Source organism: Kitasatospora sp. NPDC004289 (genome assembly GCF_053602875.1).
Genome location: NZ_JBSGEL010000077.1, coordinates 1 through 24,658, shown reverse-complemented (window position 1 = coordinate 24,658; position 24,658 = coordinate 1). Strand labels below are relative to the sequence as shown.

The following is a 24,658-nucleotide window of genomic DNA, read 5'->3' as shown; positions in this document are numbered from 1 at the left end:
CTTCCTCGTACAGAAACCAAGAATGACTTGAGCCTTTCTGCGTCTGGTCGCGCGCAGCTACCATGGCGTTCTTGACTGTTAGGGGGACGGGTGCGATTCGAGCAGCGGATGTACGCCCGCGTGAAGTTCCTCGAGTTGATGGCCGATCTCTACGAGTCAGCCTTCGAGGACTTCTTCCACCGAGTCATGGTGACGCGGCATCCCAACTTCCTCGACGTGCGGACCCACGGCAGACTCGGCGACCAAGGCGCGGACGGACTCACTCTCAGCAGCCGTAAGCTCTACGCGTGCTACGCCCCGCAGACCGTGGATGTATCTGCGGTGAGGGCGAAGTTCACCAAGGACCTGGCCAGCGCGATACGTCAGCGCAACGGCCAGTTCGACACCTTTGTGTTCGTCCACAACGATCGGCGAGGGGTCCACCCCGAGGTCACGACCATGCTCTCCGTTGCCGACACGGATCACCCGGATCTGGCGTTCGAGCAGATGGGGACGCGCAGCATCTGGCAGGAGTGCATGGGCCTGGAGCTGGAGCAGGCCGAAGACGTCCTGGGCTGCGAGATCCCGGTGAAGCCCACCGTGTACGGGGTCGGTATGGACGACCTGAAGCCCCTGCTGCAGCACCTCAAGGGGCTACGGACCGAAGCGGACCCGCTCATGGACCTGCCTCAGGTCCACGAGGAGAAGCTCGCCTTCAATCTGCTCCAAGGCGACTCGCGAGAAGACCTGCTGCGCGGCATGCGCCACACCCACCTGGTCGAGGCCTTCTACGCCGGGGGAATCCGAGCGCTGGAGCACGACGAGGTCGCTCGCGGATTCCGCATCTTCTACGAGCAGGTCCGCAAGCAGTATCCGGACCCCGACGACGTGCTGTGGCAGTTGGAGATGTACGTCCTGGGCAACGAGCACCAGCGGCTGCCAGTGCACAGAGCGGCGTGGGTGGTCCTGGCGCACTTCTTCTTCCGCTGCGACATCTTCGAGGCTCCGCCCAGTGGCTGGGCCCCAGCCCCGTTGGTAGGGGCGCAGCCGTGATCACACCCACCAAGGGCATCGCTCCTGACCGCTGCTTGCTGGCGGTCGGCGCCCAGGTCCTGCTGCAGTTGGACGAGCCGCGGACCGTAAGCCAGGCCTGGGCACGGCTGAAGGCCTGGCGCCGCGAGCACCACCACTACTCCCCGGTATCGTTCGGCTGGTTCGTCCTGGCCTTGGACGTCCTCCACGGACTCGGTGCGGTCGAACTGCACGAGGACCTGCTTGTCGCAAGGAGTGCAGATGCTGCGTCGCCTGAGCGCTGACGACGCCCGGTTCAAGGAGATCCGCTTCCGCGGCGGCCTGAACCTGCTGCTCGCCGACAAGACCGACACCTCCGCGTCCACCGACAGCCGCAACAGCGCCGGCAAGTCCAGCATGGTCGAACTCGTGCATTTCCTGCTCGGTGCGCGTGGCGACTCCCGCAACCCCTTCACCAAGCGGGCTCTCAAGCAGATCACCTTCGGCTTGGACCTGGACTGGCCCGGCACCCCCGGGGTCCTTCAGGTGCGCCGCAGCGGCGCACGGCCGGCTTTCGTGACCCTGTGGCCTGACGTGACCTCTCCCGATCCGGACTCACTGTTCGACCTCAGGTCGCAGGGCCCGGTAGAGGTGCCGATCGAACAGTGGAACCACCTGATCGAGCACCGGCTGTTCGGGCTGCGCGGAGACCATCTTGGTGTCAGCGGCAGAACCCTGCTGTCCTACCTCGCACGCCGGGTCTCGGCCCACGGCTTCAACGAAGCCGGACGCACCTTCGCCCGCCAGTCTGCCGCCGACGCCACCACGAACCTGGCCTACCTTCTCGGCCTGGACTGGCAGCTCGCAGACGGGTACCGGCAGCTCGCCGCTCGCGACGCCACCCGCAAACAGCTCCGCAAGGCGGTCAATGACCCGGTCTGGGGACAGATCGTCGGCTCGACCGCCGACCTGCGTGGCCAGATCGCTCTCGCCGAGGCCCAGGTGAGGCGACTTCAGGCCCAGGTCAACGCCTTCCAGGTCGTCCCGGAGTACGAGCACCTCAAAGACCAGGCTGACGAGCTCTCCCGCCGTATCAAGCAGCTTTCCCAGGACGACACCATCGAGCAGTCCAACCTCGAGGAACTGCAGCAGGCCGTCACCGAGACAGCAGACGTCGACACCCAGTACCTGCAGCCCGTCTACGAAGAGCTGGGGATCGTCCTCGGCGACCAGGTCCGCCGTCGTTTCCAGGAAGTCGAGGCGTTCCACCACTCCATCGTGCGCAACCGGCGCCGCTTCCTCGACGAAGAGATCAGCGAACTGACCGTCCGCCTGGCCGAACGCCGCAGCGAACGCGCGCGCCTGGGCGAGCAGCAGGCGCAGCTGCTGCGTCAGCTCGACGAAGGCGGCGCTCTGGAAGCACTGACCTCCCTCCAGCAGGCCCTCGCCCGCGAGCAGGCGGCTCTGGGGGCCCTGCGCCACCGCTACGACGCTGCCCAGACCCTGGAAGCCAGCTCACGCCAGATCACCGCCAAACGCATCGAACTGCAGCAGGCCGTCGAGACCGACATCGACGAACGCGCCCAGCAGACCAGTGAGGCGACCCTGCTGTTCTCCCGCTTCGCCCAAGCCCTCTACGGGCCCCGCGAAGCCTTCCTGGCCATCCACGCCGGACGCGAAAGCCTGACCATCACCCCACGCATCGACAGCGACGACAGTCGCGGCATCGGCAACATGGTCATCTTCTGCTTCGACCTGACCCTGGCTGTCCTGGCCCACCGCCACGGACACGGGCCCGACTTCCTGATCCACGACAGCCACCTCTACGACGGCGTCGACGACCGCCAACTCAAAGCAGCCCTCGAACTCGCCGCGACCGTCACCGCCGAAGAGAACATGCAGTACATCGTCACCCTCAACACCGACGACCTGGCCAAGGCCACCAACCGCGGCTTCAACGCCGACCCCTACATCCTCGACACCGTCCTGACCGACACTCCCGCCGGCGGACTCTTCGGCTTCCGCTACTGACCAACCCCCGGCCCCGGCCAGTCCCACCTGAACCAGCCTGCCCACTCCCCCGCGCGAACAGGCCGCCGGGTGAAGAACGCTCTCTACGGCCACACCACTCAGCCCGGCCTCCCCACCGGCGACCTACGGGGCAGTCAATACACCTGAACCACAACGAAGACCACCCAACAAAGCCGCTAGTTCCCGACAGAACTGCGAAACCAGCAGGTCAGAGACAACACCCGCCCCAGCAGCGCAACCAACTGACGGCCCCCGAACCACCAGACAACGCCAAGCAGCCCTGACGACCTCTCACTCAACCCGCAAAACACACCTAAAAATCAAGATCAAAAATCAGAACCAGCGGGACCTCATATGGGTGCTGTGAAGCCGGGTCTGCTGGCGGTGGAAGCCTCGAAGGGCATCAAGCTGCGGGGGCACCAGGAGGAGGCAGTGGCGGCGATTGTGCGGGGTCTGACGCTGCGGCCGGGGCAGGTAGCTCCGAACGGGCTGAGGGTGACGGTGCAGATGGCCACCGGCACCGGGAAGTCGTACGTCGGCGCGTTCGCCGCGCAGCGCCTGGCGCCCCGCGGCGTGGTCCTGGTCGTGGTGCCGACCCTGAACCTCCTCACCCAGATGATCGGGTCCTGGCGGGCGGCCGGCCGCGCCGGGGAGATGCGGGCGGTGTGCTCGCTGGTCCAGGATGAGCTGCCGGTGGGGGTGACGGCTTCGACCAACGGTCTGATGGTCGCGTCCTGGATCGCCGACGCTGCCCGGGGCCGGCGCCCGCTGACCCTGTTCGCCACCTACGCCTCGGTGGGCGCGGTCGCCGACGCCTACCAGTTCTGGGCCCGCACCCAGGGGAAGCTGCTGCCCGAACTGGACCTGATGGTCTGCGACGAGGCGCACCGCTCCTCCGGGCACGTGGAGAAGAGCTGGACCGTGGTGCACGACCAGGGCCTGATCCCGGCGGCCAGGCGCCTCTATGCCACGGCTACGCCGCGGATCTGGGCGCCGCCGAGGAAGGCGCTCAAGGCCTCCATGGGCCGTGAGGGGGCGTACCAGCCGCTGCCGGAGGAGCTGGCGGTGTCGATGGATGACGTGCGGATCTACGGGCCGCAGGTGTTCTCCATGGGCTTGGCCGAGGCGGTCGAAAAATCGCTGCTGGCCCCTTTTGAGGTGGTGGTGGTTGAGCTGAGGGACCCGCGCTCGGACCGGGACGCCGCCAAGGCGCAGCCGGTGCCGTGGGGCGCAGGCGTCGGTGAGGCGCAGGACGGGAGCGAGGACGAGGTGCCGGCCGAGCAGCTCGCAGCGATGCAGGCCGGGCTGCTCAAGGTCGCCGCCGAGCGCGGGTTGAAGCGCACCATCACGTTCCACAACAGGACGCTGGAGGCCCGCTGTTTCAGCGAGACGCTGAAACAGACGGCCGAGCAGCTTCACGAGAGCGACTCCGAGAAATACCCGGCTGAGGTCTGGTCGCAGTGGCTCTCCGGAGAGCACGGGGTGGATTTCCGCGAGGAGGTCATCGGGGAGTTCGGATTGACCGAGGAGGACGACGGTCTGACCTACCGGGTGATCGCCCAGTGCAAGATCCTCGGCGAGGGAGTCGATATCCCGAATGCAGATTCGGTTCTGATTTCCGGCCGGGGTAGCATGGTTGATATCGTCCAGGCCGTCGGCCGGGCCCTTCGGATCAAGCCCGGCGAGAAGAAGACGGCGAGCCTTATCGTTCCCGTCTTCCTCAAGCCCGGGGAGCGGCCCGGGGACATTCTGGAGTCTGACAGCTATAACGGGCTCGTCAAAATCTTGGCCGCTTTGAGGTCACACGACGAACGCATGGTTGAAGCCCTCGCGGTGCCGCAGCGCAGCGGCCGCCGCACCACCGGGCGCAGCGTCGAGGCGGCTTACGCCCCTGGTGAAGGGCACGGTGGTGGCAGCGGTGGCATGGGAGCGTTCACGCTCCCGGTACGGTTCGAGTCCGACCCCGGTGACGACGTCCTGGCGCTGTTCATCGCCTCGCGGGTATTGCGGGGCGAGACGCAGTTGTGGCGTGAGGCGATCGGGCATGTGCGGAATTGGTACAAGGAGCACGGGCACCTGAACGTGCCCTATGCGGCCCTGGTGGGGGAGAACGGCAATTACCCGCTCGGGCGGTGGTTGTCGGACCGCCGGGTGGAGAATGCGGCCGGTGAACTGGCGCCATGGCGGGTGGAGCAGCTGGACGGGTTCGACATGGTGTGGTCGGTGTCGGACGCCAGGTTCGAGGCCGGCCTCTCCTGGGCGAAGGTCTGGGCGAAGGACCACGGCGGGAGCTTGGCGGCCCCGGCGCGGGCCTCGATCGGCGGGTACGCCATCGGCACGTGGTTGGCCGAGCTGCGGGCGGCCGCGCAGGTTCCGGAGAGTGAGCCGGGGTCGTTGGCGCCGGAGCGCAGGCGGGCGTTGGAGGAGATCGACCCGTGGTGGTGCCCGAGCTGGCCGATCGCCTGGCAGCGGACCTACGCGGTGGCCAGGTCGTGGTGGCTGGAGTCGGACGGGAAGGTCGCGTGGGCGCAGCTGGCCGAGGGCGTGATGTTCGAGGGCGAGGCCCTGGGCCGGTGGGTGCTCGCCCAGCGGGCCGGCCACCCAGGGCTGGAGACGGAGCAGCAGGAACTGCTGGCCGCCATCGGCATCGAGGCCGACCCCGACCTGGTCGCGGCGAAGGCCGCGGCCGACGCCCGGCCGAAGGTCTCCCGCACCGACCGGTTCCAGCTCGGGGTGGCGGCGTTGGCCGCGTTCGTCGCCGAGCACCGGCATCCGCAAGTTCCCCGCCCGCACCGCCAGGTGGTGGAGGTGGTGGAGGCCGGCCCCGAGGGCGAGGAGAACGTGCTGGTCCATGAGGTGGCCCTGGGTGCATTTATGAACAACGCCAAAGCCCGCCGCGCCAAGCTGACCCCGGATCAGCTCGCACAACTCGCCGCACACGGCGTCGAGTGGGCGGTAGCGGGTACGTGACCCGGCCCGGCCTTCGGGCCGGTCGGCGGTCCTTCCGAGGCCGTGCGGCTGGACTGGGGTTGGTGAGCTGGGCAGGCCTTGGGAGGCCTGCCCAGCCGGGTGTGGTGGGGTTCAGCCGGAAAGCTGGGTGAGGGCCGCGGTGATGGCGGCTGCGAGGGCGAGGACGGCGGTGAAGGTAGTGGCGGCGCGGGTGATGGCGGCGGGGTAGGTGGCGCCGTCGAAGCGGGCCAGGACGCCGGCCGCGGCGGCGGCGAGGAGCGCGAACAGGACGACGAGGGCGATGGTGAGCAGGACGACGGTCACGGTGGTCTCCCGGTGGGTGGAGGGAAGTTGACGTGAACGAAGGTCCCGGAATCGGTGTCCGTCGTGGTCCGAGCGGACGATGATGAACATCGTCGGACGTGTGGTTGTGAGAGCGCGTGGTTGTGCGGGATGCGAGGTTCATGTGAGCGGGGAAGATGATCTTGTCGAGTTGCGGGAGCTGCTCGCCGACGGGGTCGCCCGTTCGCAGTTGACGAGAGCCCAGCTGATTGCCAAGTCGGGGTTGAGCCGCACCACGATCCACGAGGCGCTGCAGGACGGGGCCCGGGTGCCGAGCGCGGCCACCGTCGCCGCGTTGGCGAAGGCGTTGAAGATGCCGGATGAGCTGCTGCTGAAGCTCCGGCGCGGCGCCGTCGGGGCCGATGGGGGCCGCATTTCGATCGGCGCTTCTGGCCGGCCCGTACCGGAGGGTGCGGGTTCGGGGCTGGCGCCCCTGGCTCCTCCTCCGGCCGTCCCGGGCGGGTTCACCGGCCGTGACGAAGACCTCGAGGGCCTGCTCGAACTCCTCGCGCCCGCTGCGGATGCCGAGAGCGGCTCCGAGGTCGAGAGCGGGGCGGGTGCGGTGGTGGTGGCGTCGGTGCTGGGGATGGGCGGGATGGGCAAGACCACCCTCGCCCTCGCCTTGGCCCACACAGCTTTGGAGCGAGGGCTGTTCACCGGGGTGCTGTTCCTCGACCTCTACGGCTACGACGAGAACCCGATCGACTGCGCGCAGGCACTCGACACCGCCCTGCGCGCGCTGGACACCGATCCGGAGCGGATCCCGCCCGAGCCCGACCAGCGCGCCGCCCTCTACCGCGGCCAGCTCGCCGCGCGAGCAGCGGCGGGTGAGCGGGTTCTGGTGTTGGCCGACAACGCCTCCGACCCGGCCCAGGTCGAGCTGCTGGTGCCGGCGGCGAAGGGCCCGCACCGGATGCTGGTGACCTCCCGGGACAACCTCGCCCCCGACCTCGGGGCCGAGCTCGTCGACCTCGACGTCCTCACTCCCGAGAACGCCGTCGCGCTCATGGACACCGCCCTGCGGACGGTCCGGCGCGGGGACGAGCGTGTCACCGCCGATCCGGTGGGGTCGGCACGGGTGGCGCAGCTGTGCGGGTATCTGCCGCTGGCGCTGCGGATCGCCGCCGCCCAGCTCGGGCGCGCCCTCAAGCCCGCGCAGTTGGCGAAGGAGCTGGAGGCGCTGGGTGAGCGGTTGGAGGTGCTGGAGGACCGTAAGGACGCGGTCCGCACCGTCCTTGCTGGCTCGTACCGGCGGCTGTCGGTGCCGCAGGCGGAGCTGTTCCGGCTGCTGGCGGTCAACCCCGGCCCCGACATCTCGACCGAGACAGCTGCCGCCCTCACCGGTATTGGCAAGCTGCGGGATGTCCGCAAGCGACTGGACCTGCTCGCCGACGCGAGCCTCATCCGCCAGGACCCGGACACAGAACGGTGGCGGATGCACGACCTGGTCCGCGCCTACGCCACCGAACAAGCCGCACAGCACCCCCAGCGCAGCAACACCGCCCTCAACCGGCTCTACGACTACTACCTGCGCACCGTGCGGGCCGCCGACCTGCACCTCGAGCCCAGCGAGACCGGTGACCGGAGCCGCTTCACCGACCGGGGATCGGCGCTGGCCTGGCTGGATGCCGAACACGCCGGCCTCGTCGCCACCGTCCACCACGCTCACACCACCGGCAAGCACCGCATTACCATGAGCCTCGCTTCCTATCTCGGGTCCTACCTGCGTCTTCGCCGCCACCTGCAGGACGCCCACGACACCGCCACCGCCGCCCACCAAGCCGCCACCGCCCTCGGCGACCGCCACGGCGAAGCCGGCACACAGGGAAATCTTGGCAACGCCCTGAAAGATCTTCGGCGCTTCGGCGAAGCCCACCACGCCCACCAGAGCGCCCTCGACATCTACCAAGACCTCGGCGACCGCCACGGCGAAGCCAGCGCGTGGAACAGCCTCGGCCTCACCCTGCGCGAGCTGCAGCGCTTCGACGAAGCCCACCACGCCCACCGAAGCGCCCTCGACATCTACCAAGACCTCGGCGACCGCCACGGCGAAGCCATGGCGTGGAACAGCCTCGGCCTCACCCTGCGCGAGCTGCGGCGCTTCGACGAAGCCCACCACGCCCACCGAAGCGCCCTCGACATCTACCAAGACCTCGGCGACCGCCACGGCGAAGCCACGGCGTGGGGCAACCTCGGCCTCACCCTGCGCGAGCTGCGGCGCTTCGACGAAGCCCACCACGCCCACCAGAGCGCCCTCGACATCTACCAAGACCTCGGCGACCGCCACAGCGAAGCCACGGCGTGGAACAACCTCGGCACCACAGCGCGGGGGTTGGAGGAGTTCGGGCGGGCGGTGGAGGTGGGTGAGCGCGCTGTCGCCTTGTTCCGGGAGTTGGACGACCTGCACCGCCTTGGTGAGGCCTCGGACGAGCTCGCCGACACTCTGCTGGCCGCCGGGCGCCCGGCGGGCGAGGTGCGGGCGGTGCGGCTCGCAGCGGCGGACGCCTACCGGCGGTCCGGCGACGATGAGAAAGCCACCGAGGCCCTCGCCAAACCCGACGAGTAATACGGACATCCTGAGCTCGGTCACCAGGATCACGGCTGGGACGGGATGCAGCACTGGCGCGGGCGGTGATCGGCGGCGGGTACGCCATCGGGCCTGGCTCGCCGCGCTGCGGGCTGCGGCCGAGGTCCCGGGGGGCGAGGCGGGCGCGCTCGATCCGGAGCGGCGGGCGCAGCTGGAGGCGATCGACCCGTGGTGGGCGCCGCGCTGGCCGATCACCTGGCAGCGCTCGTACGCCAACGCCCGGCCGTGGTGGCTGGAGTCCGACGGCCGGGTGGACTGGGCCGCGCTGCCGGTGGAGACCGAGTTCGCGGGCGAGGCGCTGGGGCGGTGGGCGGCGGCGCAGCGGGCCGCCTTCGGCGAGCTCGACCAGGAGCAGCAGGACCTGCTGGGCGCGCTCGGGATCGCACAAGCAGCCGTTGGAGGCCGTGGAGACCGGTCCAGGCGGTGAGGAGCGGGTGTCGGTGACGCACTTCGCGCTGGGCACCTGGCTCAACAACATCAAAAGCCGCAGGGCGGGGCTGACGCCGGATCAACTCGCGCAGCTCGCCGAGCACGGCGGGGAGTGGGCGGTGGTGGAGGCGTGAGCGGGGCCGCTCTGCCTGGTGCGCCGTCGGCTGGTGATGCCTGGGGTCAGATTCCGATGAGCGCCAGGAACATGCGCACCATCAGCAGCGCGTCGACGACGACGCCCACGACCAGCAGAGGGCTGGGGGTCTGCCGCAGGGTGGTGGCGCCGATCCTGATGCCGAGGGCAAGCAGGACCGCCGAGGCGGTGAAGACGGTGCCGACCAGCAGGGAGGGCGCGCCGACTTCGGCGGCCAGGTTGCCGGCGATGAAGGCCAGGAGCACCTGGGGGATGCCGAGCAGCCAGACGGCGGCGACGCGTCGGGGGGCCGGGCGGGGCCGGGTGGTGGTCTCGTGGAGCGGCCCCGGGCTGTCCGGCGAGGGACCAGACGGGGGGTAGGGCGGGGGCGGGGGGACGGGAGGGGTTTGGGCCGGACTGGGTTCTCGGCCGTCCAGCGTGGTCCGGATCAGGTGCCCGAACACGGCGTCGGCGGCCAACTCGCCGGCCAGCACCGTCGCTGCGGCCGCTTCGGCTGCGGCGCTCCGCTCCGTGTCGAGGCGCAGCAACGCCGATCGGCCCGTCTCCGTTCGGCCGAGGCGTTCCCGCACGAGTGCGATCACCTGGGCCTCTGGCCCCGTCGCCGCCCCTCCCCTGGCGACGGATTCGACGAGCACCCGGACCGCGGCCGCAGCCGCTTCCTGCTCCTGCATGTGCGCCCCCTCGTTTCCGCTCCCGGTGATGGTAGGGGCGGGCATGAAGGGCCGCCAGATGGCCGTGTCAGCTGAGCCGGGCGCGTGCGCACGCCGGCCGTTGTGGTGGGTCTGCGGCCGTCTCACGCCGGGGTGGCGGCGCCTGCGGCCGGCTTTCTGGCACGCCGAGGAGATCGGGCGGCAGTGGAGCCGGCCGGGGCGGGCTTCGCCGGTGTCGAGGGGCTGGGTGGGGGTGGGGCCGGGGTAGCGGGCGCGTTCCAACCAGCGGTCGGCGATGACGTTGCCCCGCGCGTCCTTCTCGTCGGGGTAGGCCGCGCGGGCCCGCGCGGCGATCCGGTCGCACCATCGGACGACCGCGGCCTGGGCGTCGCCGGGCTCGGGGAGCGGCATCACGAAGTCGGGGTGCGGCTCCGCCTCGGTCTGCTCGGGGCCCTCGGTGGTGTCGGCGCCGGTGATGGGGACGTCGGTGGGGGTGATGGTGTCGGGCACTCCGGGATCGTGGAGGGCGCCACCGACACCCTCGGGTGGCTGCCGCTGTGACCGGCGGCTCAGGATCGGTGGTGACCGGCGAGGCCGCGCTCGTCGCGGCGGAACCGGACCTGTGGGGCGCGTCGTCGTGGAGTACGACCTTGGGGGGAATCGTTGCTCGAATTCTTCGTGCTTGTCGCAGTGGTGCTGGCTGGGCTGGTTGCCGCGCCGGTCCTGTTCATCCTGGGGACCGTGGCGCTGGTCCGCAGCAGTGGCGACGCCGGTCCGTCCGGCGGCCTGCGCGGGGTGGCGCTGCTGTCGGCCGGGGGTGCGGCCGCCGCGTACCTGTGGGGTGCGCTGCACCTCCTCGGCGCCGTCCTGACGACGGACGACAGTGGAACCGACGCTTTCCCGATCCAGCCCTGCCGTGAGGGCGGCATGGCCCGGGCGGAGACGGTCGTGGACCACAGCGTGAGCTTCCTGCCGCTGCGCTTCACGTGCGAGCTGCGCGCGGGAGGTGGCTACACCGTCGCTGTACCGGGTTACGTCAACCCGGCCGTGGGGGTTCTCGGGCTTGCCGCTGTGGCCTGCGGGATCCTGGCCGGCGCGGCGGGCGAACGGTCCGGCCGAAAGCGATCCCCCGCACCCTGATCCCGTGGAGAACGCTCGCATCGCCGCAGCGGTGCCCTCCGCGGTTCGCAGGCGCGCGGCAGTACTCGCGCTGCGATACGTCGCCCGGCCGTACCCCGGCGCTGTGTTGTCCGCGGACAACACGGCCGCGGAGGAGGCGGTGGCACCCCGGGCCTCGGCGACCCGCCCCGGCAGGGCCCGTCACCCGTTTCGCCCCTGCCCAACCCCGCTCGGGGCAGGGAAACTGACCAGTGTTCAGGAGATGCGACGGGCCGGGGAGACACGACCTGATGAGCGCGCTGAAGCTGATGACCTTCAACGTCCAGTTGCTGCCCACCGTGCCCGGCACGACCTCGCCGGGCAACGAGGCGGAGGGCCGGGCGCACGCGGTGGCGGACGCCGTCGACGCCCTTGCCCCCGACGACCGGCCGCACGTGATCGCCTTCAACGAGGTGTTCAGCGAGACCGGGCGCGACGTCCTCTACGACCGGCTCAAGCCCGCCTACCCGCACATCGCCGTCAAGCTGGACGACTGCGCCATCGGGCAGGACAGCGGGCTGATGCTGTTCAGCCGCCTGCCGTTCCGCACGCTCCCCCCTCAGGCCAGCGACCCCAAGGTGCACTTCTTCTCCTACCCGGACTCGGCCGACAAGGACGCCCTGGCGTGCAAGGGGGTGGGCCTGGTCCAGGTGCTGTTCCCGCCGACCGGGGTGGTGACGATCGCGTTCACCCACACCCAGGCCTTCTACGAGTGGGAGGACCAGTACGCGGCCGAGCGGGCCGGACAGTTCAAGGACCTCGGCCAGCAGCTCGCTCTGATCCTCGGCCCGCCCGGCACCGGGCTCTGGCGCACCCTGGTGGTCATGGGCGACTTCAACGTACGGGGCGACCCGGGCGCGGCCCTTGCGGAGTGGGGCACGGTGTTCGCCGCCCCGAGCGGTGTCTTCAGCACCGACCTGACCGACGGCTGGCGGACCTTCATGCGTCCCCCGAACGCGTTCGTGGAGTCCGATCCGGGCTACACCTGCAACAACCTGGACCCCGGCGAGAACGGGGAGCTACCGGCCGGGCTGCTGATGCGGCTGGACTACCAGTGCTACAGCCGGGCCCCCGAGCGCAGGCTCGTGCCGCAGCACATGCGCACCAGGTTCCGCGCACAGAGCGACCACTGGTCGCTGGAAGCCGACGCCCACCTGGAGACCCCCGCCTGCACGCCCTCCCGCGCCGTCACGGTGCCCGCCGCCACCACCCCGGAGGGGCTGCGGGCGTACGGGCTGAACATCGTCCACGACGGCAGCTACCAGTGGGTGTACATCGAGGAACCCGGGACGTACACCGTCTTCCCCGAACCCCAGCTCGACATCGACCTGTTCACCGCTGACGACATGTCAACTCCCCTCGTCCCCTACGACGTCCTGCCACCGGCCGCGAGCGGGCTGAGCACACTGCCGGGAGACCTGCGCCGGCTCGGGATCGAACCCGGCGCGGACGGGCAACAGTTCGAAAGCCGCGGCCCGTTCTTCATCCGCGTACGGGCCACGCGGCAGAGCGGCGGCTACCGCGGCGTCTGCCACGTCGGCGTCCTGCGCCACCGCGGTGAGACCCGAGCCACCGCCATCGCCCTTCTGCCCTGGGAAGCCGCGAAGGACCCGCAACTGCCCAACGGCCAGAAGCTCGGCCCCAACGACGAGTGCTGGTTCCGCGCCCGCATCGACCGCGCCCACAGCGGCCTCCCGCACACCTCCACCTTCACCCTCCTCAACAGCACCGGCCACGAAGCCACACTCGAGGTCCTCAGCGGATCGGCCGGGACGCTCACCGCCTCCGGAAGCGGACCCCTCTCCGAGGTGGACCTGAGCGCCGTCGGCGTCGAGGAGGTGATGCTGCGCCTCATGCGCTCCTCCCTCACCGACACCGGGTTCCGGGTGGGCTGGAAGTCGGGCCTGACCTACCTGCGCTCCACCCCCACCGGTCCGATGGTCCTGCGCTGCATCGACGAGACCGGCCCCGACTGGGCCGGCGGCGACGAGATCACCCTCCAACTCCAGGCGGACGGCCTGCCCGGCTACTTCTTCAGCACCTACTGGGACGACGCGGACTCCGGCGAGATGCTCAAACTCGAAGGCCAGGTCCCCGTGGTCGCGTTCGCCCAGCACATCGAGGTCTGGGTGAAGGAGCACGACTTCCTCCAGGACCCTCCGGACACCACCCTCATCCAGGCCCTGGCACCCGGCGACCCGCTCACCAAACGCGTCCAGTCGCCCTTCTCCGTCCAGAGCGGCACCTACCGCTTCGAATGCACCCTCGCCCGAACCCCCGACTGACCGACCGCAGCGGCCCCGACACCCGTCACCCCGTCTCGCGCGAACACCACCTGGACGTTCCCGCACACGCCGGGGTGCCTCGCACCTCCTCGGCAGTGGGTACCGGCGCTGCCCGCAGGGCGGCCCGTACCGGCGTGCTCCTCCCCCGCATCACCGCCCTGGGAGACACGGCGTCGCGTCGCCGCACGACCTGGTGGGTTCGGCGGTGGTGTCCCGGGCTCGCCCCGGCCGGGGCGCTCTTGCCGGGTGGGTGAGACCGGTCAGAGCCGGTAGGGGTACAGCTCCACCTTGTCCGCTGCGACGGTGATCTCCACCCAGGTGCCGTCGATTCCGTCGGGCGGTGGTGGCGATCCGATCTCGAACCACACCGGCGAGTCGCCCAGATCGAGAACCGCGAGGGGTTCCTCGACTAGCTCCAGCCGACCGCGCAGGACCACGTGGCCGGCGTCCTCGCGGATGCCCGGTTCGGTGAGCGGGGTCGGTCGGGTGTTGAGACCCCAGAGGATCTCCTCCCTGACGGTCCACTCGATGTAGTGCCGGCCCGCCACCTCGAACGGGTCGCCGCGCCACACCGCCACGGCACTGCCGACGGATGTGTGAAACCGGACCATCATCCGCTCCGGCTCGGAGGTCGGCATCAACTCTGTCTGCACCAGCACACCCTGATCATCCACCATCCGTCCGGTACGGCCGGCGGACCGACCACGAGCGCGTGTCGGGGGGCAGGTGACCGTCTCAGCGGGGCTCGACCGCACCGGGGTGGGCCGAGCTGACCGAGGCCCTGCTCCGAGTGGCTCGCCGCGCTCGGCCTCGACCGGCAAGCCCGCCCGCCCGCCGTGATGGAACGTCGTGGCGGGCGGGCCGGTGCTCCACTCGGAGTTCTCCGTCAGGCCCCGCTCACCAGGTCACGGGCAGCGACCGCATGCCGTAGATGAACGAGTCGGTACGGAACTCGCGCTCGCCGGCCGACCGCAGCCCCGGCAGTCGGCGGAACAGCGTCTCCAGGGCGATCTGGAGTTCGGCGCGGGCCAGCGGCTGGCCCAGGCACTGGTGCACGCCGAAACCGAACGCCAGCTGCCGCCGGGCGTCCCGCTCCAGGTCCAGCTCGTCCGTCGCCCGACGGCCGTCGCCACCGAACACCGCCTCGTCCCGGTTGGCGGTGGAGAGCAGTGCCATCACGCCCTCCCCGGCCCGGATGGTGACGCCGCCCAGCTCCACGTCCTCCAGCGCCACCCGGGGCAGGCCGGTGTGCACGATGGTCAGCAGCCGCAGCAGCTCCTCCACCGCGCCCGGCAGGGTGGCCGGATCGGCCAGGGCGGGGATCTGCTCGGGGTGGTCCAGCAGCAGCGCGGTCGCCAGCGAGATCATGCTCGCGGTCGTGTCGTGCCCGGCGATCAGCAGCAGCACGCCCATGCCGGCCACGTCGTCCGGGGTCAGGTCGTCGCGCGCGGCGAGCCGGCTGAGGGCGTCGTCCTCGGGGTGTTCGCGCTTGCGGTCGGTCAGGCCGCGAAGGTAGTCGCGGACCTCCTCCTGGGCCACGCGGAGCTGCTCCACGGTGGCCTCCCGGCTGACCATCGTGCGGCTCAGGTCCTGGAAGCGTTCGTGGTCCTCGTACGGCACGCCGAGCAGCAGGCAGATCACCAGTGAGGGCACCGGCAGCGCGAAGTCGGTGACCAGGTCGGCGGTGGTCCGGCCCTCGGTCATCCGGTCCAGCACCCCGTCCACGATCCGCTGGATCTCCGGGCGGTGCTCCTCCACCCGCTTGACCAGGAACTCCCCGGTGATCATGCGGCGCTGGCGGGCGTGCTCGGGGTCGTCCAGTCGCAGGAAGTCCGGATTGTCGGTGATCAGCTCGCGAGCGCCCGCGATCAGCAGCGGGAAGGTCGGGTGGCGGATGTCGGCGCTGAACCGGCGGTCGGACAGCACGGTGCGGACCTCGGCGAAGCCGGTGACCAACCAGCAGAGGTCGCCGTCGGGCAGCTTGGCCCTGGTCACCGGCCCGGTGGCGGCGGCCTCGGGGTACGCGGGCGGCGGGCCGAACGGACAGCCGCCGGAGTGCGGGGCCGGCAGGGCGAGGACGGGGGTGGTGGGTGCGCTGGTCACAGCGGAGGTCTCCTCACGTCGCGGGTGTTCTCGTGGGGCTGGGGCCCGGGAAGGTTCCCGGCGCGGCCTGCGGGGTCGGTGGCGGGGGTCCGTCAGGCCCCGGTCCGCACGGGCTCGCCCCCGGTGACGGTGATCGCCCGGCCCGGGCAGAGCTCGGAGGCGAGTCGGACGTCGTCGAACTGCTCGGGCAGCAGGACGGTCTGACGGAGCCTCACGAGACCGTCCCGGTCGTCCTGCTCGAAGACCCCGGGGGCGTTCGTCACGCACATGCCGGAGGTGCAACAGCGGTCCCGGTCGACGCTCACCTGCATGTCGGGCACCTTTCGCCAGGGCGGTACCGGCTGGCCGGCGGCCGCCTCTCCTTGTCACGGCCAACCTAGCCGCCACTGGTCCAGACCACGGTGGCCGGAACGGGAATGGCTGAATCGGCCACCGTGCGCGAACCCCGTTGCGGCGCAAGGCGTTTCAACCCGTGATACCTGGCCGGACGGGTTGACGGACCCAGCCGTGCGGACGGCCTCACAGGCCTTCGGTGGTGGCCAACTCCCCTACGGAGGAGGGTGTTTCGTCCCCGGCGGTGCTCTTGTCCGGCCGGGAGTCCACCACCTCGGCGAACCGCAGGGCCGGCGGCGAGATGGCGGGACGTCGCGGGGGGGGAAGCAAGGACTGCCCTGACGGGACAGCAAGGACTGCGCTCGCAGGGTAGCGGCGACTGCACCGGAGGCCGTCGAAGGTGACTTCGACGACGGATTCCGGCCGGGCCGACAGCGTCCGGCCGCCCCGGTACGGGCCCCTACGGCACGGTCGGCCCGCCCCGAAAGGCCTGCCACGCCGTCGCGGAGGCGTCCCCGCGAGTCGGTCGGAACCACATCGGGGCGGAGGCCGGACCGAGGAACGAGCCGTCCGGTGACGGCATGTGACGGACGTCGCCGCTCTTGTCCGCCTCCGCGGCGGAGCGGCGCCCGCCCGTGCCGCCGGCGGCTTCGGCGGGCTCGCAGCCCAGGGAGTCCTGGGCGATCACGGCGCGCACGGCAGCTCCACGGTGATGACGGTCGGGCCCCCGGCGGGGCTGCGGCAGGAGAACGTGCCGTCGACGGACGCGACGCGTTTGGCGAGCCCGGTGCCATCGCCGGCCGCCGCGAGGTCCGCGCCGCCCGCGCCGTCGTCCGCGACGACGACCAGCAGTGCCTCGCCGATCCGCTCCACGGTCACGTCCGCCTTGGTCACCCGGGCGTGTTCGACCACGTTCGTCAGGGCTTCGGAGAGCACGCAGTACGCGACGGCCTCAACCGCGAGTGCGGGGCGTCGGGGAAGGTCCACCGTCACGCGCACCGGGATCCGGGAGGCGGGCGGCGGCCCCGGACGATGCGGTGCCGAGGCCGCGGTCCTCGAGGACGGCCGGATGCAGGCCGCGCACCAGGGTGTTCAGCTCGGTGATCGCCACCTTCGCCTCGCGGTGCGCCTCGTCGATCACCCTGCGGGCGTCCTCCGGCGGGTCGCCGAGGGCCAGCCTGGCCAGACGAGGCGCTGCTGTACGCCGCCGTGCAGGTCGCGCTCGATCCGCCGCCGCGCGGCGGAACTCCTGGAGCTGCTGGACGTCGAGGCCGCCGACCACCACCGCCACAGCACGGCCAGGCATGGAGATCAGCCGCTCACTCCCGCACGAAGACCTCGTACAGGACGCCCACCAGCGGCAGACCCACCAGCAAGGCCAGCGCCAGGGTGACGGTCAACCGCAGACGGAACCGGCTCCAGTACTCCGCCCGCCGGCCGTCAGGGGTGTCGGTGCGCCAGATCGACTCGACCTCGACACGGCCCTCGGCGATGGCCACCGCCGCCAGCGGCACCTCCTCGGGCCCACCCCCACCACCGCCCCGGATGGGCTCAACCGTCCGGGACCAAGACGGCACGCACTGCATCGGCAGTCGGCAGCCAGGAGAACAGGCCGCCGGCAACTGAACTGCCAGGCCGCACGCCTCCCAGTCAGGCTGGCGTGCTCGATCACCAACTCTTCCGGGGAGCGACCCAGCACCCGACGCTCGGTCCCTGCGTGTTGGGACTCAAGGAGTCCGGGTCGGATTCGGTGCGGGTGCCTTCGTCGTCCTGGTCGGGTTCGGCGCCTTCGTCGTCCTGGTGGGGTTCGGGTTCGGCGCCTTCGTCGTCCGGGTCGGGTTCGGCGTCGGCGGCTTCGGCGTCATGGTGGGCTTCGGCGTCGGCGCCTTCGACGTCCCGCCGGGCGTGGGCTTGGAGTCCTTGAAGTGCCAACTCACGCCGGAGATCGCGTTCTGGCTCTGGCCGGCGAAGTACTTGAACAGCCCCGGGGACATGTCGAGGTCGTTGATGCCCGCACCCGGCGCCCGATCGGTCACCTTCGCGGTCGCGGTGCGGCCCTTGTAGGTGATGCTGACCGTCGCGAAGCACACCGATCCGTTGTCGAACATCTGGGGGCTGACCGCCACGATGAAGTCCCCGGCGGAATCCACCGTCCCGCACGCGTTGAGCCCGGGCGAGTAGGAGGTAGCCCGGCCCTTGTACGTGGCCGCGGAGGCCGGCAGTGCCGCCGCCGCGAACACGGCCGCGAATGCCAGCGTTCCCACGCCTGCGGTGATGGTGTTCCTCGTCGAACTCTTCATGGTTCCTCTCAGGTGTTTTCTCATGGGAGTCGCTGCACCGGGCCGTGCCCGGAGCGAATTGACCCTTGTGGCCGGCTCGTCGAGCGGTCCGCCGAACCGTGCACCGCGAACTCGGACGTGCAGGCGTCGCCCTGGCAACGGTCACCGCACCGGACGCCCGGCACGACGCCGGGCGCTGCATCCAACCGGGCCGACAATGGGTTTCGACGGAATCCGCCTTCGACGGCGGGTGACGTTACCGTTCCCGGCCGGCCCCCGGCCTTTTCGGGCAGCACCACCGCCATCGCAGCGATCGTCGGCCTTTCGGTCTGGGCACTGCTCGGCTGCCGAGGCCGCCTGTGCGCAAGCATGGCGGGAGCCCCTCCGTACTGACGGCCTCCCCCTCAGAACGAAGATCGCGAACCTGGCAACACCCGAACGCTAGCCACACGAACAACTCCGCGTCCATTCCACGACGCGGAACTGCCCTTTGAGGCAGAGCTTCTGGCCCTTCGTCACAGAAAACACTCTGGCGGCCTTGCTGCCGACGCTCCCGCAGGTCGACCGCCAAGCGTCCAGGCCGCCTACACATGCGTCACCGCAGCCGGGGTTCGTCTGCGAGGGCTACAGCAGCTTCGGCGTCCTTCTCCCTCCACTCGGGAAAGCGCTACGACCTGACACCAGGGCAGTCACGTCGGGGCCGTAACGGCCTTCCACCGAGCGGGGTGGGGCGTCGGCCGTGGGGCCCGCGGAAATTGCGTTGCCCGCGCCTTCGGCCGACGTGCACGCTTGCCCGGTGTTCAATGTGCTCTACCCCAAGGATCTGACCTGGGATCAGGTCGACCCCGCCGGCCACCCCTTCGACTCCGCTTCGGCGGCGCGGGAGATCCGCTCGCTCGGCCCGGCCCAGCGGGTGCCCTCCCGGCTCGACCCCGCGCTCGACCTGACCGAGGTCAACTGGGACTGGGACGTAGCCAAGCCGTGGTCCGATGCCATGACACACGTACTGATCCAGCGATACGGCCCCTGGGCGGCAGGATGGCGCTGGTCGAACGGTGAAGGAGACGTCGCCGGCGGACCCGTCGGCAACTGGTGCTGCGCTTCCCACTCGATCAGCACTCCTGAGCAGACCGTCGACCAGGTCGTCGCGGCGCTGTGCGAGTGGCGTGACTGGCTCGAACGCCTCGCGGACCTTTTCGAGGCCTACCCCCTGGACACCGAGCGCCTGGACGCGGACAGGATCCTGTGGGAGCGGGCCGCTCGCAACCTCATCCTGCAGGTGGCCGACCAGACGGGCGCAGACAGCGGCTGGTACGGGCACTGCAACCAGGTCCTGGAGTGGTTCCTCACGTACTGGGGGGTTGGCCCCGAGCTGGCTGAGCGGCTCGTGAAGCAGGCGGTCGGCGGCCGGTTCAAGAGCTGGACCGCACCGGACTCCGTCCTGGCGGAGGACATCGCCGAACGGATGGTCGGCCCACTGCGGCCGCAGGACACCCAGTGGCCGCCGGAGGCCGGGCCGCTCCCGGACCACCTGGAGCGCTGGATCGCGGTGCGCGAGCGCGTGCCGTGGCCCGCCCGTGAGGACGGCGCGGACACCGGGAAGGTGGTCCCCGCCCGCGACGGCGCCGCGGAGGAGTTCCGCTCCTTCGACGCGGCGGTGGACCCCGCCCGCGCCACCGGCCTCCTCACTGCGCTGGATCTGGTGCGGGCCGACGCGGGACGTGGTGCCGTGCTCGACTTCGAACTGCTGCGCGGCTGGCAGCAGCACGTGCTGGGCACACCCGAGCCGCCGAACCTGCGTACGCACCCGGCCTTCGCCAAGGGCGGTGAGGAGCGCTACGGGATCGGCCCCGACACCCGTTCCCACCTCGACACCTGTCTCGCACAGGCAGCCGACAGCCGGCGGTCCCCGGCCGCCAGGGCCGCCCGGGCCTACCTCGATGTCTGCTTCTTCCACCCGTTCGACGACGGCAACGCCCGCGCCGCCCTGCTCGCCCTGCTGTTCGTGCTGGCCCGCGAGGGCGTCACCCTCGATTCGGTACTGTTCATCCGGCGGTTCAGCCTCCGGGCCGACGACCCGCAGGACGCCCTGAGTCTGTGCCGCACCGTCGAGTTCCAGATCGCACAGAGCCGCGCCGCCGCTCGGTGACGGTTGCCCCGCCAGTTCGGTGACGGACGTCGCGCCGGACGCCACGCGCCCGCCCTGGCGGATGTGCATCGGTGAGGACCGTCACCGACCGAGCGGTGTTTGGTGGCTTCGTTGCCACAGGCGGCCGAGTTGGTCAGGACGTGAAGCCGTCCCAGTACGCTTCGGGGCTTTCGCTGAAGCGTTCGGGGTACCGGTGCCGAAGCTGGGTGTACCGCTCGCTGAGCAGGTCGACGGCCAGGGGCAAACTCGCCCCGAACCGAGCTCGGATGGTCTGGACGGCATGGATCTTCCGGTTACCCGTGATCAGGTCATCGATTCCCGACCATCGCAGGCCGTCCGACCGCTCCGTGTCCACGAGTCTCGCCAGATCATCTCGAAGCCGTTGGACCTCCTGGACGATCTCCGCATCGCTCGCAACGCTGAGAACTGTGGAGGGAGCCTCGTCCGGCTCCTCTCGGCGGACGATGCCGAGCTTGATGCACAGCCTGGCCCTCAAGTCGCCGAGTTCCCGCTGCAGTGCGTCGCGTTCGGCGCGGGCCTCGGCAAGCTCGCGCCGCATCGTCTCAAGATCGTCCTCCGCCATGGCGACAGTCTGCCACTGGGATTCCTTCGAGCAGCCCTGCCGGAGGAGCCGCGGCTGCACGACGTTCGGTCCGTTCCAGTTCAACCGCGACCAATACGATGACGCGTTGCGGGGCCTGTGCGCGGAGATCGACTCCGACGCCGTCGAACCCGCCTGAGCACCACCAGGTGCGGCCCGGCAGGGTAAGGACAAGGAAGCGGTTCATGGAGAGATTCGAGACGGAGAGTCTGGCGCTGATGCCTGGTCAGAGGGTTCGGGCCAACGTCCTGAGCCATCACCCATGGGGCGTGCTCGTTGAGATCGTCGGCTACGAGAACGCCCGTCTCTCGGCCTCTGTCGACATGATCGAGCAGTTCTCCCGAACCACGAGCAGCCATGACGAACTGCTCGCGCTCTTTCCACCCGTCGGTTCGCAGATCGATGCGGTCATCGAGCAGGTCCGCCGCTGGCATCCGCCGGTGTCAGTGCGGCTCAGCATCCGCCCTGCCGACCTGGAGTCACTGGTCCGGGCCTGCGACTTCTGCGGTGAACGGGTCACGGTGGCCCCAGGCGGAAACGCGCTTGTCCTGGACTCGCGGAGCAATGACGGTCCAGGAAGCCACACCGTCATAGCCCACCGGCACTGCCTGGCCGAGCGGATCCGCCCCGAGAACACCGGAGAGCGGGCTCGGGCATTGGAGATCGGGAAGATGCGCTGAGGATCGGACGGCGCGGACTCGACCGCTCGCTGACGTTGCTGAGCTCGACTGCTCGTGTGGCGTGGATCAACGGGTGATTCAGGACAGCAGGCGTGATCGTGAGCGCACGGGGTGCTGTGGGGACAGCCGCAGGAGCCGCGGTCGGCGCGGACCTCGCGGCGGGGGTCACCAGTAGAGCCGGCCGACGAGGTGCACCCGAACCGGGCCGGCACGTGACGAGCCGTCACACCCGGCCAGGGACAGCAGCGGGGAGAACAGTCGCGCGGTGAACGCGGTGGGTCGGACCAGGACTTCTCGTCGATGAAGTGGGCGTTCTGGACCGCGAACCCGGTGGGAGACGCCCTCCACGAGTCGCCGCTCCAGCTCACTGCGGCGGGCATCCTCGAACGGGACGAGGACGAGGACCGCTTCCGGTGGGCCGGCAACACCGCACAAGTAATCGAAGCAGCCAGGTGGGGGCGACCCCGGCTCACCTGAGCGGCCCGCCAGGCCCCGGCCGTCTGCTCAGGGCGTCGTGCGCCATCTCGGGCCGGTATCTGCGTCCAGCGCCCACACCCACTGTCCGTCCGCGGTGACGGTCATGCCGTAGTCGTACACGCTCGGGCTGCCCAGCACGGACCACTGGTCCCATGCGGATTCGAGTTCGTCGGCCAGGCGGCGCGGCCCGCCCTGATGGGCGAAGACCCCGTGGGCCGTGGTGGACAGGCTCGCCCACGACCGGCCGTCGTGGATCCACGCCGACGTGCCGTCCCCGTCGGCCGCGGTGGTCAGCTCGACCTCGGGCAGCGCGACCCGCAGGTGGAAGCGCAGCCCCCAGTCCGCGCCGAGCGGGGTCAGATCACGACGGAGCGGGCGTTCGCCGTCCGGCTCCTGGTGGCCACGGACCTCGGCGTAGGTGCGGTGCGGGTGACTGGGGACGGTGCGGTCGGGCATGAACTGGGCCAGGCCCTGGAACCAGCCCTGGGCGTGGGTGTGGTCCTCGGCGACGATGAGGGCGACGTGCCCGAGCCGACCCCACGGCACGACAAGTCGGCCGCCGGGCCGGCACTGGGCGATCCACGCCCACGGCACGCGCTCGACGGCGTAGGTGGCCACCACCCGGTCGTAGGGGGCGCCGGCCTCGCATCCCGCGTTGCCGTCGCCTGTCACGGCCGTGACGTGGAGGCCCAGGTGCTCCAGACGGACCGCGGCGGCGGCCGAGAGCCGGGGGTCGGCCTCGACGGTGGTCACGGTCTTGGGACCGGTGCGCCAGGTGAGGAGCGCGGCGTTCCAGGCGGACATGCCGGTGCCGAGCTCCAGTACCTGGTTCCCGGGCTCGGGTTGCAGGGAGTCGAGCATGTCGACGACGAGGGCCGGCGCGGAGAGGCTGGAGGTGGGCAGGTTCGCGGTGATCTGGGTGACGGCCGGGGCGTGCTGGTCGGCGTAGAGCAACCCGGCCCAACGGTCAGGGCCCCTGTCCCGGTCGACGGGCTCCCAGGCGTGGCCGTCCCACTCCCACAACCGCGAGGGGGCGAACCTGTCGCGCGGCCACGCGGTGACGGCTTCACGGATCCAGGGCGAGCGCTCGGGCCACGTGCCCGCGCTCGCCATCCGCTCGTCCAGCCGCGCCCGCCATGACGCGATCCCGCCCTGACCAGTGGTGTCGCCGGCCTCGGCCACCTCGCCCGTCCCCTGCCGCTCCACTACTTCTTGTGCTTGCCGTCGCCGGGTGGCGGAGGCGGTACCTGGCCGTCCGCGTTGCCGGGAGGCGGAGTGCCCTGGCCCGGATCCGGCGCCGGCTTCTCGTGGTCTCCCATGCCCGCGTCCCTCCCTCGTCGTGGCCGCCCGGCCGACCCGGCGGGCCTCGACGCCCATCGTGCACGCCCGACGCCCGCCGGGAAAGAGCGCGTCGGGGTGGTGCGGCAGCGGGCAGTGTTGACCGGCTACGCAGGACATCACCGCCAACCGGCAGGACCAGCCCGCGCCCGCTCATCCGTACCTGGCTGACCACCTGTCAGCGACCATCGCGGCGATGACGGCGGTGATCCCGATCGTGGCTCCGCTGTGCACGCTGTGTGCACCCTTCCAGGACAACGGCGGGTGAGGATTGGGTCCGGCCCGGCAACGGGTCACCCAGTTGCCCAGCCGGGCGCGACGGCGATGGTGATCAGCTGCTCGGCGTCCAACAGGGCCTGTCCCTCGCGCAGTTCGGGCCCGCTGCCGGCGTACGCCTCCAACAGCACGCGTCGGCCATCGGGCCGCAGCACGTCCACCCGCCAGCGCGGCGCGGAACCGCTGCCGCTGGACACCAGCACCCGGTGGCCGTCGCGGACCTCTGCGGCCCGGTACCGGTCGCCGTAGCCGGGGAGGTCGGCCCGGTGGTCCTCGACCAGGACGTCCAGCAGGCCGCTGTTCTCGCTGCCCTTGACCGTGAGCCTGGCCCGGCCGTCCGTGCCCTGGCCGGCGGGGACGCCGATGAGGCCGGGCGGCATGAGGGAGCCGGCGACGGCGGCGGCCCACGCGGACGGCAGCACGGTCTGGCCGGGGCTCGCGCTCGCCGCGCTGCGCCGTTCGCCCGCCGTCGGCAGGTCGGCCACCACCGGATCCCAGGCCCGGGACTGCAGGGCGGCGGTCAGTTGGGCCACCGACAGCGGCGGCGTGGGCCGGCTGACCGGGGCGCCCTTGGACTCGGGGGCGTTCCATTCGTCGATCTCGACCACCCGGCCGTCCTTGCCCGCCAGCAGCGCGCTCCAGAACTTGGTGTCCTCCCGGCCGTCCGGGTACTCCAGCCCCTGATGGATCCTCAGCACCGAACCGTCCGGCAACGTCTCGATCCGGCAGACGGCCGCCGGTTCCACCGACTTGCACCGTCCCGGAGGGCTTCCGGCACGCCGAGCTCGGTTATGTGGACCTGCTGGTGATGTACCGCCCGCTCGTCTGACCGGCGTTGGGGGCCGGT

General features: G+C 70.8%; 22 protein-coding genes and 1 pseudogene. 11 read left to right on the top strand and 12 right to left on the bottom strand.

What is annotated here, in order from left to right:
* Nucleotides 1-90: 90 nt before the first annotated feature.
* The 4 genes from ACWEPF_RS33745 to ACWEPF_RS33730 all read left to right on the top strand — a co-directional run bounded on the left by ACWEPF_RS33745 (nt 91) and on the right by ACWEPF_RS33730 (nt 5,991).
* Nucleotides 91-1,032 carry an ABC-three component system protein gene (locus tag ACWEPF_RS33745; protein ID WP_452175592.1) on the top strand — a complete coding sequence of 314 codons (942 nt, stop codon included), beginning with the start codon at nt 91-93 and terminating at the stop codon, nt 1,030-1,032.
* The gene (locus ACWEPF_RS33740) at nt 1,029-1,295 is read left to right on the top strand and encodes an ABC-three component system middle component 6 (protein ID WP_452175591.1); all 267 of its coding nucleotides are present in this window, start codon (nt 1,029-1,031) and stop codon (nt 1,293-1,295) included. Before ACWEPF_RS33745 ends, ACWEPF_RS33740 begins: the two co-directional genes overlap by 4 nt.
* Nucleotides 1,273-3,021, top strand: a complete 1,749-nt coding sequence (locus tag ACWEPF_RS33735) for an ABC-three component system protein (protein ID WP_452175590.1) — start codon at nt 1,273-1,275, stop codon at nt 3,019-3,021. Before ACWEPF_RS33740 ends, ACWEPF_RS33735 begins: the two co-directional genes overlap by 23 nt.
* A gap of 363 nt (nt 3,022-3,384) precedes the next feature.
* Complete coding sequence (locus ACWEPF_RS33730) at nt 3,385-5,991, top strand: Helicase associated domain protein (RefSeq protein ID WP_452175589.1); 2,607 nt, start codon at nt 3,385-3,387, stop codon at nt 5,989-5,991.
* A gap of 111 nt (nt 5,992-6,102) precedes the next feature.
* Here the strand turns inward: ACWEPF_RS33730 and ACWEPF_RS33725 are convergent, their stop codons facing one another.
* Entirely contained in the window at nt 6,103-6,294 is a 192-nt protein-coding gene (locus ACWEPF_RS33725) for a hypothetical protein (RefSeq protein ID WP_452175588.1), read from the bottom strand.
* A gap of 79 nt (nt 6,295-6,373) precedes the next feature.
* On the opposite strand from ACWEPF_RS33725, the gene ACWEPF_RS33720 reads away from it, so the two are divergent.
* From ACWEPF_RS33720 to ACWEPF_RS33710, 3 genes are read left to right on the top strand one after another with little or no spacing between them, the layout of a single operon-like run.
* Complete coding sequence (locus ACWEPF_RS33720) at nt 6,374-8,878, top strand: tetratricopeptide repeat protein (protein WP_452175587.1); 2,505 nt, start codon at nt 6,374-6,376, stop codon at nt 8,876-8,878.
* Nucleotides 8,838-9,326 (top strand): helicase associated domain-containing protein, encoded by a 489-nt coding sequence (locus ACWEPF_RS33715; protein WP_452175586.1) that lies wholly within the window; start codon nt 8,838-8,840, stop codon nt 9,324-9,326. Before ACWEPF_RS33720 ends, ACWEPF_RS33715 begins: the two co-directional genes overlap by 41 nt.
* Before the next feature lie 13 nt (nt 9,327-9,339).
* The gene (locus tag ACWEPF_RS33710; RefSeq protein ID WP_452175585.1) at nt 9,340-9,462 is read left to right on the top strand and encodes a hypothetical protein; all 123 of its coding nucleotides are present in this window, start codon (nt 9,340-9,342) and stop codon (nt 9,460-9,462) included.
* Nucleotides 9,463-9,508: 46 nt separating this feature from the next.
* Here the strand turns inward: ACWEPF_RS33710 and ACWEPF_RS33705 are convergent, their stop codons facing one another.
* Nucleotides 9,509-10,642 carry a hypothetical protein gene (locus tag ACWEPF_RS33705; RefSeq protein WP_452175584.1) on the bottom strand — a complete coding sequence of 378 codons (1,134 nt, stop codon included), beginning with the start codon at nt 10,640-10,642 and terminating at the stop codon, nt 9,509-9,511.
* A 153-nt stretch (nt 10,643-10,795) separates the two neighbouring features.
* On the opposite strand from ACWEPF_RS33705, the gene ACWEPF_RS33700 reads away from it, so the two are divergent.
* Together ACWEPF_RS33700 and ACWEPF_RS33695 are read left to right on the top strand one after the other, a co-directional pair.
* Nucleotides 10,796-11,272 carry a hypothetical protein gene (locus ACWEPF_RS33700; RefSeq protein ID WP_452175583.1) on the top strand — a complete coding sequence of 159 codons (477 nt, stop codon included), beginning with the start codon at nt 10,796-10,798 and terminating at the stop codon, nt 11,270-11,272.
* A 269-nt stretch (nt 11,273-11,541) separates the two neighbouring features.
* A complete protein-coding gene (locus ACWEPF_RS33695; RefSeq protein WP_452175582.1) occupies nt 11,542-13,575 on the top strand; it encodes an endonuclease/exonuclease/phosphatase family protein in 2,034 nt (677 codons plus the stop codon).
* A gap of 260 nt (nt 13,576-13,835) precedes the next feature.
* On the opposite strand, the gene ACWEPF_RS33690 is transcribed toward ACWEPF_RS33695, so the two are convergent.
* From ACWEPF_RS33690 to ACWEPF_RS33660, 7 genes and pseudogenes are all read right to left on the bottom strand, one after another.
* On the bottom strand, nt 13,836-14,234 hold the full coding sequence (locus ACWEPF_RS33690) for a hypothetical protein (protein WP_452175581.1): 399 nt from the start codon (nt 14,232-14,234) through the stop codon (nt 13,836-13,838).
* Nucleotides 14,235-14,472: 238 nt separating this feature from the next.
* Entirely contained in the window at nt 14,473-15,678 is a 1,206-nt protein-coding gene (locus ACWEPF_RS33685) for a cytochrome P450 (RefSeq protein ID WP_452175580.1), read from the bottom strand.
* Between the two features lie 92 nt (nt 15,679-15,770).
* Entirely contained in the window at nt 15,771-15,989 is a 219-nt protein-coding gene (locus ACWEPF_RS33680; RefSeq protein ID WP_452175579.1) for a ferredoxin, read from the bottom strand.
* Between the two features lie 482 nt (nt 15,990-16,471).
* Nucleotides 16,472-16,708, bottom strand: a complete 237-nt coding sequence (locus ACWEPF_RS33675; protein ID WP_452175578.1) for a hypothetical protein — start codon at nt 16,706-16,708, stop codon at nt 16,472-16,474.
* Nucleotides 16,696-17,259 (bottom strand): annotated as a pseudogene (locus ACWEPF_RS33670) (sensor histidine kinase); the annotation flags it as partial. The gene ACWEPF_RS33675 and the pseudogene ACWEPF_RS33670, both read right to left, overlap by 13 nt.
* A gap of 71 nt (nt 17,260-17,330) precedes the next feature.
* Entirely contained in the window at nt 17,331-17,525 is a 195-nt protein-coding gene (locus tag ACWEPF_RS33665; RefSeq protein ID WP_452175577.1) for a hypothetical protein, read from the bottom strand.
* A gap of 213 nt (nt 17,526-17,738) precedes the next feature.
* Nucleotides 17,739-18,335, bottom strand: coding sequence for an RlpA-like double-psi beta-barrel domain-containing protein (locus ACWEPF_RS33660; RefSeq protein ID WP_452175576.1), 597 nt, complete (start codon nt 18,333-18,335; stop codon nt 17,739-17,741).
* A 751-nt stretch (nt 18,336-19,086) separates the two neighbouring features.
* Here ACWEPF_RS33660 and ACWEPF_RS33655 point away from each other — a divergent pair.
* On the top strand, nt 19,087-20,439 hold the full coding sequence (locus ACWEPF_RS33655) for a Fic family protein (RefSeq protein WP_452175575.1): 1,353 nt from the start codon (nt 19,087-19,089) through the stop codon (nt 20,437-20,439).
* 133 nt (nt 20,440-20,572) lie between these two features.
* On the opposite strand, the gene ACWEPF_RS33650 is transcribed toward ACWEPF_RS33655, so the two are convergent.
* Nucleotides 20,573-21,022 (bottom strand): hypothetical protein, encoded by a 450-nt coding sequence (locus ACWEPF_RS33650; protein ID WP_452175574.1) that lies wholly within the window; start codon nt 21,020-21,022, stop codon nt 20,573-20,575.
* Nucleotides 21,023-21,225: 203 nt separating this feature from the next.
* Between ACWEPF_RS33650 and ACWEPF_RS33645 the strand changes: the two genes are divergently transcribed.
* Nucleotides 21,226-21,720 carry a hypothetical protein gene (locus ACWEPF_RS33645; protein ID WP_452175573.1) on the top strand — a complete coding sequence of 165 codons (495 nt, stop codon included), beginning with the start codon at nt 21,226-21,228 and terminating at the stop codon, nt 21,718-21,720.
* 504 nt (nt 21,721-22,224) lie between these two features.
* Here the strand turns inward: ACWEPF_RS33645 and ACWEPF_RS33640 are convergent.
* Together ACWEPF_RS33640 and ACWEPF_RS33635 are read right to left on the bottom strand one after the other, a co-directional pair.
* Nucleotides 22,225-23,403, bottom strand: coding sequence for a protein-L-isoaspartate O-methyltransferase (locus tag ACWEPF_RS33640; RefSeq protein ID WP_452175572.1), 1,179 nt, complete (start codon nt 23,401-23,403; stop codon nt 22,225-22,227).
* Between the two features lie 425 nt (nt 23,404-23,828).
* Complete coding sequence (locus tag ACWEPF_RS33635; RefSeq protein WP_452175571.1) at nt 23,829-24,557, bottom strand: hypothetical protein; 729 nt, start codon at nt 24,555-24,557, stop codon at nt 23,829-23,831.
* Nucleotides 24,558-24,658: the final 101 nt, after the last annotated feature.